The organism is Pseudomonas sp. 91RF, assembly GCF_003576265.1.
Taxonomy (GTDB): Bacteria; Pseudomonadota; Gammaproteobacteria; order Pseudomonadales; family Pseudomonadaceae; genus Aquipseudomonas; species Aquipseudomonas kribbensis.
Genome location: NZ_QWFC01000048.1, coordinates 183,712 through 196,118, shown reverse-complemented (window position 1 = coordinate 196,118; position 12,407 = coordinate 183,712). Strand labels below are relative to the sequence as shown.

10 protein-coding genes are annotated in these 12,407 nt (G+C 61.0%); 5 read left to right on the top strand and 5 right to left on the bottom strand.

Annotation, left to right across the window (positions count from 1 at the left end; all coding sequences use genetic code 11):
- The first annotated feature begins 37 nt into the window (after positions 1-37).
- Positions 38-832 carry a TenA family transcriptional regulator gene (locus DXT77_RS25755; protein WP_119429692.1) on the top strand — a complete coding sequence of 265 codons (795 nt, stop codon included), beginning with the start codon at positions 38-40 and terminating at the stop codon, positions 830-832.
- A gap of 61 nt (positions 833-893) precedes the next feature.
- On the opposite strand, the gene DXT77_RS25750 is transcribed toward DXT77_RS25755, so the two are convergent.
- From DXT77_RS25750 to DXT77_RS25730, 5 genes are all read right to left on the bottom strand, one after another.
- Complete coding sequence (locus tag DXT77_RS25750) at positions 894-1,820, bottom strand: GGDEF domain-containing protein (protein WP_119429691.1); 927 nt, start codon at positions 1,818-1,820, stop codon at positions 894-896.
- Between the two features lie 363 nt (positions 1,821-2,183).
- The gene (locus DXT77_RS25745) at positions 2,184-2,924 is read right to left on the bottom strand and encodes a YciK family oxidoreductase (protein WP_119429690.1); all 741 of its coding nucleotides are present in this window, start codon (positions 2,922-2,924) and stop codon (positions 2,184-2,186) included.
- A gap of 67 nt (positions 2,925-2,991) precedes the next feature.
- Positions 2,992-3,663 (bottom strand): N-acetylmuramic acid 6-phosphate phosphatase MupP, encoded by a 672-nt coding sequence (gene mupP, locus DXT77_RS25740; RefSeq protein ID WP_119429689.1) that lies wholly within the window; start codon positions 3,661-3,663, stop codon positions 2,992-2,994.
- Positions 3,664-3,667: 4 nt separating this feature from the next.
- On the bottom strand, positions 3,668-4,366 hold the full coding sequence (gene ubiG, locus DXT77_RS25735) for a bifunctional 2-polyprenyl-6-hydroxyphenol methylase/3-demethylubiquinol 3-O-methyltransferase UbiG (protein WP_007950906.1): 699 nt from the start codon (positions 4,364-4,366) through the stop codon (positions 3,668-3,670).
- 57 nt (positions 4,367-4,423) lie between these two features.
- Positions 4,424-5,758, bottom strand: coding sequence for a TRZ/ATZ family hydrolase (locus tag DXT77_RS25730; RefSeq protein WP_119429688.1), 1,335 nt, complete (start codon positions 5,756-5,758; stop codon positions 4,424-4,426).
- A 108-nt stretch (positions 5,759-5,866) separates the two neighbouring features.
- Here DXT77_RS25730 and mtnA point away from each other — a divergent pair, with 108 nt between their 5' ends.
- The 4 genes from mtnA to pheA all read left to right on the top strand — a co-directional run bounded on the left by mtnA (position 5,867) and on the right by pheA (position 12,395).
- Complete coding sequence (gene mtnA, locus DXT77_RS25725; RefSeq protein ID WP_114884665.1) at positions 5,867-6,943, top strand: S-methyl-5-thioribose-1-phosphate isomerase; 1,077 nt, start codon at positions 5,867-5,869, stop codon at positions 6,941-6,943.
- Between the two features lie 424 nt (positions 6,944-7,367).
- A complete protein-coding gene (gene gyrA, locus DXT77_RS25720) occupies positions 7,368-10,151 on the top strand; it encodes a DNA gyrase subunit A (RefSeq protein ID WP_114884663.1) in 2,784 nt (927 codons plus the stop codon).
- 64 nt (positions 10,152-10,215) lie between these two features.
- A complete protein-coding gene (serC, locus tag DXT77_RS25715; protein ID WP_119429687.1) occupies positions 10,216-11,301 on the top strand; it encodes a 3-phosphoserine/phosphohydroxythreonine transaminase in 1,086 nt (361 codons plus the stop codon).
- On the top strand, positions 11,301-12,395 hold the full coding sequence (gene pheA / locus DXT77_RS25710; protein ID WP_007950913.1) for a prephenate dehydratase: 1,095 nt from the start codon (positions 11,301-11,303) through the stop codon (positions 12,393-12,395). The genes serC and pheA overlap by 1 nt, the downstream gene beginning before the upstream one ends.
- Positions 12,396-12,407: the final 12 nt, after the last annotated feature.

Genomic DNA, 12,407 nt, shown 5'->3' with positions numbered 1-12,407 from the left:
CCGATCCTTACAATCACAAATCAAAAGGAGCCGAACAGTGATCGACACATTCAACCGAACCGGACCACTCATGGAAGCTGCAAGTTATCCTGCCTGGGCACAACAGTTGATCCAGGACTGCAGCGAGAGCAAACGCCGGGTTGTCGAACATGAACTTTACCTGCGCATGCGTGATAACAAGCTCAGCGCCAGAACCATGCGCCAGTACCTGATCGGGGGCTGGCCTGTCGTTGAGCAATTCGCGTTGTACATGGCGCAGAATCTCACCAAAACCAAATTCGCCCGCCACCCGGGTGAAGACATGGCGCGGCGTTGGCTGATGCGCAACATCCGCGTCGAACTCAATCACGCCGATTACTGGGTGAACTGGAGTCGGGCCCACGGCGTGAGCCTGGAAGACCTGCAGGCCCAGCAAGTGCCGCCGGAGTTGCATGCGCTGAGTCACTGGTGCTGGCACACCAGTTCGGCGGATTCGCTGATCGTGGCCATTGCCGCTACCAACTATGCGATCGAGGGCGCGACCGGGGAGTGGTCGGCGCTGGTCTGCTCGACCGGTGTGTATGCCGCCGCGTTCCCCGAAGAGGATCGCAAGCGGGCGATGAAGTGGCTGAAAATGCACGCCCAGTACGATGACGCCCACCCTTGGGAGGCGCTGGAAATCATTTGCACCCTGGCCGGCATGAACCCGAGCCGGGCCTTGCAGACGGAGCTGCGCCAGGCTGTGTGCAAGAGCTACGACTACATGTATCTGTTCCTTGAGCGCTGCATGCAGCTGGAGCTTTCGGAACGGGTGCTGGTCGGTCGCGAACGACGGGCGCTGGTCGAGAGCTAGTCCGACGACCTCAATGAAAAACGGGAGCCCATGTGCTCCCGTTTTTGTCTGGCAGAGTCAGTCAGCCGGCCATTGTCAGGCGATTGCGTCCGTCGCGCTTGGCCACGTACAACGCGCTGTCCGCGCGGCGCAGCAGGCTGTCGGCGGACTCGCCCGGCAGCAGGGTCGAGCAGCCAAGGCTCACGGTCAGTTCGATCAACTGGCCATCGGCGTAATAGTCCTGGGCCTGTGCTGCATACCGCAGGCGTTCGCCGACCATCGCGGCGGCTTCGCGGCTGGTGTTGGACAGCAGGATCAAAAACTCTTCCCCGCCATAACGAAACACCATGTCGACGTTGCGCAACTGGTCCTTGATCGAGGCTGCGACGGCTTTGAGTACCTCGTCGCCAGCCGTGTGACCATGGCTGTCGTTGACCTGTTTGAAATGGTCGATGTCCAGCATCAGCAGTGACAGCGGTTGCAGGTGGCGACGGGACATTTCGATTTCCCGCTGCAGGGTCTGCTCCATGGCGATGCGGTTGCCGGCGCCGGTCAATGGATCGCGCAGGGCCGTCTGCGTCGCAACGCGGTAGAGCAGTGCATTGCGCATCGGGTACAGCAGGGACGACAGGAGCGATTCCAGATTGCCCAGTTCCTGCTCGCTGAAGCGCTGGTTGCGGCGGAACACCAGCTCGCCCATGTGCTCGCCATCGTGGCTGAGGCTGTAGCTGGCCGAGTGATGACCGCGGGCGCCGAATTCCAGGCGCAGGTTACTGCCGCTGTGCACATAGCTCAAGGCGTCGAGCGGTACCAGGCGCTGAACTTCGCGGAAAAACAGACCCAGGATGCGTTGTGGCTCAAGGCTGGTTTGCAGTTGCAGGCTCATTTGCTGGCGCAATTGCGCCAGGCTGACAGGTCGCTGCAGCAGCGGAGGCAGCTGACCAAAGCCCAGGCGTTGCAATTTGGCACTGTCGAAGTCAATTGCAGTGGTCTGGGAGGGTGATTTCATATGGCGTGAGCCCCTAAGCAGTAAGTCTGTCTTACAGGCTGGGTGAGAGCGGCTATGGGCTGCGCGTCATACTGATCCATCAGTCCCGTAGGACATTTGGCACAAGTTTAGTCTGCCCGATGACGATTAGTCAGCTATCGAAATCTGGCGTTGCCCGACTGCCTTCACTCGGCGTGCTTTGAGGGAATGTAGAGCGAAAGTCGTGCCACTCAGTTCAGGTTTTATTAAAACCTTTGTGAATCAATGAGTTGAATTTATAGCTTGAAATTGAGTGGTGGTTATTTGACTGAAACGGGCCTGCGCAAAGCGGCAAATGTATGCCGCGACGGGAATCCGCCGCGGCAACAAAAGCGACGTATGGCATTACTGGGCGTTGAATGCCTGGCCGTTGATGCCCGTGCTGTCCGGACCCATCAGGTACAGATAGACCGGCATGATCTCTTCCGGCGTCGGGTTGTTCAGCGGATTTTCCCCCGGATATGCCTGGGCGCGCATGCTGGTGCGGGTGCCGCCCGGATTGATGCTGTTGGAGCGTACCGGCGCCACGCCGTCGACTTCATCAGCCAGGGTCTGCATCAAACCCTCGGTGGCAAACTTGGAGACGCCATAGGCACCCCAGTAGGCGCGGCCCTTGCGACCGACGCTGCTGGAAGTGAACACCACCGAGGCGTCCTGGGACAGTTTGAGCAGCGGCAGCAGGGTGCTGGTGAGCATGAACATCGCGTTGACGTTGACTTGCATGACGCGCATGAAGTTTTCACCGGACAACTGCTCGATCGGCGTGCGCGGGCCAATGATCGAGGCGTTGTGCAGCAGGCCGTCGAGGTGACCGAATTCGGTCTCGATCATCGCCGCCAGCTCATCGTATTGATGGGGCAGGGCGGTTTCGAGGTTGAACGGGATCATCGCCGGCTGCGGATGCCCGGCCGCTTCGATCTCGTCGTAGACCTGAGTCAGGTTGGCTTCGGTCTTGCCCAGCAGCAGCACGGTCGCACCGTGGGCCGCGTAGGTCTTGGCGGCGGCCGCACCGATGCCGCGACCGGCACCGGTGACCAGAATGACCCGATCCTTGAGCAGTTCAGGGCGAGCGCTGTAATCAAACATAAAAAACCTCTAATCCATTAACTTCTGATCGTTCCCACGACCGGCATGGGAATGGAGCGTGCCCGAATCAGCAACTGCACAGAGCGTTATCGATCACCTTGCGCAACTCTTGCGGATGATCCACCACCACGTCCGCGCCCCAGTGTCGCGGGTTGTCGTCCGGGTGAATGTAGCCATAGGTCACGGCGGCAGTCTTGGTGCCCGCGTCACGGCCGGATTCGATATCGCGCAGATCATCGCCGACAAACAGAACGGTCGACGGATCCAGATCAAGCATCTTGCAGGCAAGCTCAAGCATCTCGGGATCCGGCTTGCTGTTCTTGACGTGATCCGGACAGATCAGCAGGGCCGAGCGTTCGGCCAGCCCCAGTTGCTGCATGATCGGCTCGGCGAAGCGCAACGGCTTGTTGGTGACCACCCCCCAGATGAGGTTGGCTTTCTCGATGTCGGCCAGCAGCTCGCCCATGCCGTCGAACAGCTTGCTGTGCACGGCGCAGCCCACCAGATAGCGCTCAAGGAACTCCAGGCGCAATTCCTCGAAGCCCGGCGACTCCGGGTCCATCGAGAACGTCACCGCGACCATGGCCTTGGCGCCGCCGGAGATTTCGTCGCGAATATGCTTGTCGTTCATCGGCGGCAAACCGCGATCCGCGCGCATCGCCTGGCAAATCGCGATGAAATCCGGCGCGGTGTCGAGCAGGGTGCCGTCCATGTCGAAAAGGACTGCTCTGATGGCCATCGGCTTATTCCTCGCGCAGGGTCTGGATCATGTAGTTGACGTCAACGTCCGCCGCCAGCTTGTAGTGCTTGGTCAGTGGGTTGTAGGTCAGGCCGATGATGTCCTTGACGGTGAGGCCGGCCATGCGGCTCCAGGCGCCGAGCTCGGACGGGCGGATGAATTTCTTGAAGTCGTGGGTGCCGCGCGGCAGCAGCTTCATGATGTATTCGGCGCCGACGATGGCGAACAGGTACGCCTTCGGGTTGCGGTTGATGGTGGAGAAGAACACCTGGCCACCGGGCTTGACCATGCGGAAGCAGGCGCGGATCACCGAGGACGGGTCCGGCACGTGCTCGAGCATTTCCAGGCAGGTGACGACGTCGAACTGCTCGGGCATTTCTTCGGCCAGAGCTTCGGCGGTGATCTGGCGGTACTCGACGTTCACGCCGGATTCCAGCTGATGCAGTTGTGCGACCGCCAGCGGCGCTTCGCCCATGTCGATGCCGGTCACGGTCGCGCCGCGCTGGGCCATGGCTTCGCTGAGGATGCCGCCGCCGCAACCGACGTCGAGGACCTTTTTGCCGGCCAGGTTGACGCGCTCGTCAATCCAGTTGACCCGCAGCGGGTTGATGTCGTGCAGCGGTTTGAACTCGCTTTCGCGGTCCCACCAGCGATGGGCCAGTGCTTCGAATTTGGCGATTTCGGCGTGGTCGACGTTGCTCATGATTCAATCCTCTAAAACTTGAAAAAGGCTGTAGCCCCGGAGTTTGACCCGGGGTGTTTACGATTCGGTGTGGCCGCTGATGCGTCGGCCCCAGGCCCGGGCGGTATCGCCGAGCTGCTGTTCGTCCAGGCGTGTCAGGCGCCGGTCGTCGAGTAACTGCTTGCCGGCGACCCACAGATGTTTCACGCAGTCCCGGCCGGTGGCGTAAATAAGTTGCGAGACCGGGTCATAGACCGGTTGCTGGGCCAGGCCGGACAGGTCGAACGCGACAATGTCTGCGGCCTTGCCGAGCTCCAGAGAGCCAGTCTCGGCTTCGATCCCCAAGGCCCGCGCGCCGTTCAGCGTGGCCATGCGCAACGCTCGGTGAGCGTCCAGCGCGGTAGCGGAGCCGGCGACAGCTTTGGCCAGCAGCGCAGCGGTGCGGGTTTCACCCAGCAGGTCCAGGTCATTGTTGCTTGCGGCGCCGTCGGTGCCCACCGCCACGTTGACCCCGGCCTGCCACAGGCGTTCTACCGGACAGAAGCCGCTGGCAAGTTTCAGGTTCGACTCCGGGCAATGGATCACACTGGTGTTGCTTTCTACCAGCAACGTCAGGTCGTCATCGCTGATCTGGGTCATGTGCACGGCCTGGAAGCGCGGGCCGAGCAGGCCGAGGCGACCGAGGCGGGCCAGCGGGCGCTCGCCGTGCTGTTCGACGGCTTGCTGCACTTCGAAAGCCGTTTCGTGGACGTGCATGTGGATCGAGGCGTCCAGCTCTTCGGCGATCACGCGGATTTTTTCCAGGTTCTCATCACCAACGGTGTAGGGTGCATGAGGGCCGAAGGTGATCTTGATGCGTTCGTGGTGCTTCAGGTCGCCGAACAGTTCGACGCCCTGACGAATGGCTTCATCGGCGCTGGCAGCGCCCGGAATCGGGAAATCGAGGATCGGAATGGCGATCTGCGCTCGGATTCCGCTGTTGTGCACGCGCTCGCTGGCAATCTTCGGGAAGAAGTACATGTCCGAGAAACAGGTGATACCACCTTTTATCTGCTCGGCGATGGCCAGGTCGGTGCCGTCACGCACGAAATCTTCATCGACCCATTTGCCCTCGGCCGGCCAGATGTGGTTTTCCAGCCAGGTCATCAACGGCAGATCGTCGGCGAGGCCGCGGAACAGGGTCATGGCGGCATGACCATGAGCATTGATCAGGCCGGGGGCGAGCAGAACGTCCGGCAATTCGCGGACTTCGGCGGCATTACACTTCAAGGCTTCGGCGCGCGGGCCGATGAACACGATGCGACCGTCGCGGATGCCCAGGCCATGCTCCTTGAGCACAACGCCTGCGGGTTCGACGGGTACCAGCCAGGTCGGCAGCAATAATAAGTCGAGCGCAATGGCAGGTTTCGGCATCGAGGGTCGGTTCCAGTGCTTTTGTAAAGGATGGCGAAGTATACCCGAGCGTCTTCGCGGGGGGATCGCTATAATCGGCGGCTTTTGTTCATGAGTGCGAGGTGAGGGATGCGCGATCGACTGTTGGCTGCGGAGAAAGTGAAGGCCATCGATTGGCGTGATGGCGCGCTCCACCTGCTGGATCAGCGCGTTTTGCCGTTCGAGGAAAACTGGATCGCCTACACCAGCGCCGCCGGCGTGGCCGAAGCGATTCGCTCGATGGTAGTGCGCGGTGCGCCGGCCATCGGCATCAGTGCCGCCTACGGCATCGTGTTGGCGGCCCGTGCCCGGATCGCCGAAGGTGGCGACTGGTATGCGGCGCTGGAAGAGGATTTCATGCTGCTGGCCGATTCCCGCCCGACGGCGGTCAATCTGTTCTGGGCGTTGAACCGCATGCACGACCGGCTGGATCGCCTGAAGGACAACGCCGACCCGCTGGAGGCGCTCGAAGCCGAGGCCATTGCCATTCATGAAAGCGATCGCGAAGCCAACCTGACCATGGCCCAGCTTGGTGTCGACCTGATCCGCAAGCATCAGGGCAATGCCCAGGCGATCCTGACTCACTGCAATACCGGCGCCCTGGCTACCGGCGGCTTCGGCACGGCGCTCGGGGTGATCCGCGCCGCGTTCATCGAGGGCATGGTCGAGCGCGTCTACGCCGACGAAACCCGTCCGTGGCTGCAAGGCTCGCGCCTGACCGCGTGGGAACTGGCCAATGAAGGCATTCCGGTGACCCTCAACGCCGACTCCGCCGCCGCACACATCATGAAAACCAAAGGCGTGACCTGGGTCATCGTCGGCGCCGACCGGATCACCGCCAACGGCGACGTGGCGAACAAGATCGGCACCTATCAACTGGCGGTCAACGCCATGCACCACGGCGTGCGTTTCATGGTGGTGGCGCCGAGTTCGACCATCGACATGAACCTGGCCAGTGGTGATGACATTCCGATCGAGGAGCGTGACGGTGCCGAGCTGCTGGAGGTCGGCGGCAAGCGGGTCGGGGCGGACGTGGAGGCGTTCAACCCGGTGTTTGACGTAACGCCGGCGGACCTGATCGATGCGATCGTTACGGAGAAAGGCATCGTCGAACGCCCGGACACCGCGAAAATGGCCCAGCTGATGTGCCGCAAGCGCTTGCATTGATTGGCTTGATGTTCGCGTTGTCCTCTTCGCGAGCAGGCTCGCTCCCACAGGTTTTGTGATCGCCACAGAACCTTGTGGGAGCGAGCCTGCTCGCGATGGGGCCTTGAAAGTCAATAAACATCCGCAATTTCGTCTCGAAATTTGCATTCGGAGAAGCTCTGAGCCTCTCTCGTCCCCGTTAAGCCTGTCATCGGTCATCTAACTATGCTCCATGCGCATCTGGGGGATAGGTGCGTGGCGGCTCTTGTGATAACATCCGGCGTTTTCCGAGGCAGTCCCGCGGGGTTGTCTTCACTGCGCAAATCCAGGGTCAACTTGTCGATTTGTCGTAAGTCGGCGCATGGCACTCGGCCTGCATCGACGAGCTTCGTGCGTCCCCTATGGATATGGCGAAGTTTCACCAGAAAAAGGAATCAGGCTTCTCATGGGCGAACTGGCCAAAGAAATCCTCCCGGTCAATATCGAAGACGAGCTGAAACAGTCCTATCTCGATTACGCGATGAGCGTGATCGTCGGCCGTGCACTGCCGGATGCGCGCGATGGCTTGAAGCCCGTGCACCGTCGCGTGCTGTTCGCGATGAGCGAGCTGGGCAACGACTTCAACAAGCCGTACAAGAAATCTGCCCGTGTCGTCGGTGACGTGATCGGTAAGTATCACCCGCACGGTGATACTGCGGTGTACGACACCATCGTTCGTATGGCGCAGCCATTCTCGCTGCGTTATCTGCTGGTGGACGGTCAGGGCAACTTCGGTTCGGTGGACGGCGACAACGCCGCGGCCATGCGATACACCGAAGTGCGCATGACCAAGCTGGCGCACGAGCTGCTGGCCGACCTGCACAAGGAAACCGTGGACTGGGTGCCGAACTACGACGGTACCGAACTGATCCCGGCGGTCATGCCGACCCGCGTGCCGAACCTGCTGGTCAACGGTTCCAGCGGTATCGCCGTGGGCATGGCGACCAACATTCCGCCGCACAACCTCGGTGAAGTCATCGACGGTTGCCTGGCCCTCATCGACAACCCCGAGCTGACCGTCGATGAGCTGATGCAATACATCCCCGGTCCGGACTTCCCGACCGCCGCGATCATCAACGGTCGTGCCGGCATCATCGAAGCCTACCGCACCGGCCGTGGCCGCATTTACATGCGCGCACGTTCGATCATTGAAGACATCGACAAGGTCGGTGGCCGTCAGCAGATCGTCATCACCGAACTGCCTTACCAGTTGAACAAGGCGCGTCTGATCGAGAAGATCGCCGAGCTGGTAAAAGAGAAGAAACTCGAAGGCATCACCGAACTGCGCGACGAGTCCGACAAGGACGGTATGCGTGTCGTGATCGAGTTGCGTCGCGGCGAAGTGCCTGAGGTGATCCTCAACAACCTCTACGCCCAGACCCAGCTGCAGTCGGTATTCGGCATCAACATCGTTGCGCTGATCGATGGTCGTCCGCGGATCCTGAACCTCAAGGATCTGCTGGAAGCCTTCGTCCGTCACCGTCGCGAAGTCGTTACCCGCCGTACCGTGTTCGAACTGCGCAAGGCTCGCGAGCGTGGTCATATCCTCGAAGGTCAGGCCGTCGCCCTGTCGAACATCGACCCGGTGATCGCGCTGATCAAGGCCTCACCGACCCCGTCGGAAGCCAAGGAAGCACTGGTCAGCACGCCGTGGGAATCCAGTGCGGTGATGACCATGGTCGAGCGTGCCGGTGCCGATTCGTGCCGTCCGGAAAACCTCGACCCGCAATACGGTCTGCGCGACGGCAAATACTTCCTGTCGCCGGAACAGGCGCAAGCCATTCTGGAACTGCGTCTGCACCGCCTGACCGGCCTGGAACACGAAAAGCTGCTGGCCGAGTATCAAGAAATCCTCAACCAGATCGGCGAGCTGATCCGCATCCTCAACAGCGCCACGCGCCTGATGGAAGTGATCCGCGAAGAGCTGGAAGTGATCCGCGCCGAATACGGCGACGTGCGCCGCACCGAGATCCTCGATGCACGCCTCGACCTGACCCTGGGCGACATGATCCCGGAAGAAGAGCGCGTGGTGACCATCTCCCACGGCGGTTATGCCAAGACCCAGCCACTGGCTGCGTACCAGGCCCAGCGTCGTGGCGGTAAAGGCAAGTCGGCGACCGGCGTGAAGGATGAGGACTACATCGCTCACCTGCTGGTCGCCAACAGTCACACCACGCTGCTGCTGTTCTCCAGCAAAGGCAAGGTGTACTGGCTCAAGACCTACGAGATTCCGGAAGCGTCCCGCGCCGCCCGTGGTCGTCCGCTGGTCAACCTGCTGCCGCTGGATGATGGCGAGTACATCACCACCATGCTGCCGGTCGATCTCGAAGCCATGAAGCGTCAGGCTGATGAAGAAGAAGCCGAAGGCGCCGAGGCCGATGTAGAAGACATCGAAAACAGCAACGAAACCGAAGAAGAGCGCCGCGCGCGCATCAAGGCTGCCGACCGCAAGAAGGCACCGTTCATCTTCATGTCGACCGCCAACGGTACCGTCAAGAAGACTCCGCTGGTGGCCTTCAGTCGTCAGCGCAGCGTCGGTCTGATCGCGCTGGAGCTGGACGAAGGCGACATCCTGATCTCCGCTGCCATCACCGATGGCGAGCAGGAAATCATGCTGTTCTCCGACGGCGGCAAGGTGACTCGCTTCAAGGAATCCGAAGTCCGCGCCATGGGTCGTACCGCTCGCGGTGTGCGTGGCATGCGTCTGCCGGAAGGGCAGAAGCTGATTTCCATGCTGATCCCGGAAGAGGGCAGCCAGATCCTGACGGCTTCCGAGCGTGGCTACGGCAAGCGCACGGCGATCACCGAGTTCCCTGAATACAAACGTGGCGGTCAGGGTGTTATCGCCATGGTCAGCAACGAGCGTAACGGCCGTCTGGTCGGCGCGGTTCAGGTGCAGGACGGTGAAGAAATCATGCTGATTTCCGACCAGGGCACGCTGGTGCGTACCCGTGTCGACGAAGTCTCCAGCCTGGGCCGTAACACCCAGGGTGTGACCCTGATCAAGCTGGCCAAGGATGAAACCCTGGTCGGTCTGGAGCGGGTCCAGGAGCCGTCGGAAGTCGAGGGTGAAGAGTTTGAAGGTGAAGAAGGTGTCGAGCTGGAAGAAGGCGTGATCGGCGCCGAACCGGACGATGCAGTCGACAACCTGCAGGCGGACGCCGCAGACGAAGAAGAGTCGCAAGACTAACCAAATCGTAGCAGGGCAGAGTGTTTGCTCTGTCCGCTACCGTGATTGCATAGCGAGAGTGGATGTGAGCAAACGAGCCTTTAACTTCTGCGCAGGTCCCGCTGCGCTGCCTGAAGCTGTCCTGTTGCGTGCCCAGTCCGAGATGCTCGACTGGCACGGCAAGGGTCTGTCGGTCATGGAGATGAGCCATCGTAGCGACGACTACGTGGCCATCGCCGAAAAAGCCGAACAGGACCTGCGCGACCTGCTGTCCATCCCCTCCAACTACAAAGTGCTGTTCCTGCAGGGCGGCGCGAGCCAGCAGTTCGCCGAGATTCCGCTGAACCTGCTGCCCGAGAACGGCACTGCCGACTATGTCGAGACCGGCATCTGGTCGAAAAAAGCCATCGAGGAAGCGCGTCGCTTCGGCAACATCAACGTTGCCGCCAGCGCCAAGCCTTATGACTACCTGGCCATTCCTGGTCAGAACGAATGGAAGCTGACCCCGGGTGCATCCTATCTGCACTATGCGTCCAACGAAACCATCGGTGGCCTGCAGTTCGACTGGGTTCCCGAGACCGGTGACGTTCCGCTGGTGGTCGACATGTCCTCCGATATCCTCTCGCGCCCGATCGATGTGTCGCAGTACGGCCTGATCTACGCCGGTGCGCAGAAGAACATCGGCCCGAGCGGTCTGGTGGTGGTGATCGTTCGTGAAGACCTGCTCGGTCGTGCCCGCAGTTCGTGCCCGACCATGCTCGACTACAAGATCTCGGCCGACAACGGTTCGATGTACAACACCCCGGCCACCTATTCCTGGTACCTCTCGGGCCTGGTCTTCGAGTGGCTGAAGGAGCAGGGTGGCGTCGTCGCGATGGAGCAGCGCAACAAGGCGAAGAAAGACCGCCTGTACGGCTTCATCGACAAAAGCGATTTCTACACCAACCCGATCAGCGTCAACGCCCGCTCCTGGATGAACGTGCCGTTCCGCCTGGCTGACGAGCGTCTGGACAAGGCTTTCCTGGCCGGCGCCGACGCCCGCGGTCTGCTCAACCTCAAGGGCCACCGTTCGGTCGGCGGCATGCGTGCCTCGATCTACAACGCCCTGGGTCTGGACGCGGTTGAAGCACTGGTTGGCTACATGGCTGAGTTCGAGAAGGAGCATTCCTGATGTCCGAGCAGGAACTCAAGGCGCTGCGCGTTCGCATCGATAACCTTGATGAGAAGATCCTCCAGCTGATCAGCGATCGCGCGCGCTGCGCCGAAGAGGTTGCCCGGGTCAAGATGGCCAGTCTGGCTGAGGGCGAGCAGCCGGTGTTCTATCGTCCCGAGCGTGAGGCGCAGGTCCTCAAGCGCGTGATGGAGCGAAACAAGGGGCCGCTGGGCAACGAAGAGATGGCGCGGCTGTTCCGCGAAATCATGTCCTCGTGCCTCGCCCTCGAGAACCCGCTGAAAGTGGCCTATCTCGGTCCGGAAGGTACGTTCACCCAAGCGGCAGCCATGAAGCACTTCGGTCACGCGGTGATCAGCAAGCCGATGGCGGCGATCGACGAAGTGTTCCGCGAAGTGGCGGCCGGTGCGGTGAATTTTGGCGTGGTACCGGTGGAGAACTCCACCGAGGGCGCGGTCAACCACACCCTCGACAGCTTCCTCGAACACGACATGGTTATCTGTGGCGAAGTCGAGCTGCGGATTCACCATCATCTGCTGGTCGGTGAAAACACCAAGACCGACAGCATCAGCCGTATCTATTCCCACGCTCAGTCGCTGGCCCAGTGCCGCAAGTGGCTGGACGCTCATTACCCGAATGTCGAGCGCGTGGCGGTGTCCAGCAACGCTGAAGCGGCGAAGCGGGTCAAGGGTGAGTGGAACTCGGCGGCGATCGCCGGCGACATGGCTGCCGGGCTGTATGGCCTGACCCGTCTGGCCGAGAAGATCGAGGATCGTCCGGACAACTCCACGCGCTTCCTGATGATCGGTAACCAGGAAGTGCCGCCGACCGGCGACGACAAGACGTCGATCATCGTGTCAATGAGCAACAAGCCCGGCGCGCTCCATGAGCTGCTGGTGCCGTTCCATGACAACGGGATCGACCTGACCCGGATCGAAACCCGTCCGTCGCGCAGCGGTAAATGGACCTACGTGTTCTTCATTGACTTCGTCGGCCATCACCGTGATCCGCTGATCAAAGGTGTACTGGAAAAGATCAGTCAGGAAGCAGTAGCACTCAAGGTGCTGGGTTCCTACCCGAAAGCAGTTCTTTAAGGGGCGGTAGCA

Excerpts from the sequence above, each read along its gene's own strand:
- DXT77_RS25730 (WP_119429688.1), bottom strand. The coding sequence starts at position 5,758 with ATGCCGAAACCTGCCATTGCGCTCGACTTATTATTGCTGCCGACCTGG.
- gyrA (WP_114884663.1), top strand. The coding sequence starts at position 7,368 with ATGGGCGAACTGGCCAAAGAAATCCTCCCGGTCAATATCGAAGACGAG.
- pheA (WP_007950913.1), top strand. The coding sequence starts at position 11,301 with ATGTCCGAGCAGGAACTCAAGGCGCTGCGCGTTCGCATCGATAACCTT.
- mupP (WP_119429689.1), bottom strand. The coding sequence starts at position 3,663 with ATGGCCATCAGAGCAGTCCTTTTCGACATGGACGGCACCCTGCTCGAC.
- ubiG (WP_007950906.1), bottom strand. The coding sequence starts at position 4,366 with ATGAGCAACGTCGACCACGCCGAAATCGCCAAATTCGAAGCACTGGCC.
- mtnA (WP_114884665.1), top strand. The coding sequence starts at position 5,867 with ATGCGCGATCGACTGTTGGCTGCGGAGAAAGTGAAGGCCATCGATTGG.
- DXT77_RS25750 (WP_119429691.1), bottom strand. The coding sequence starts at position 1,820 with ATGAAATCACCCTCCCAGACCACTGCAATTGACTTCGACAGTGCCAAA.
- DXT77_RS25745 (WP_119429690.1), bottom strand. The coding sequence starts at position 2,924 with ATGTTTGATTACAGCGCTCGCCCTGAACTGCTCAAGGATCGGGTCATT.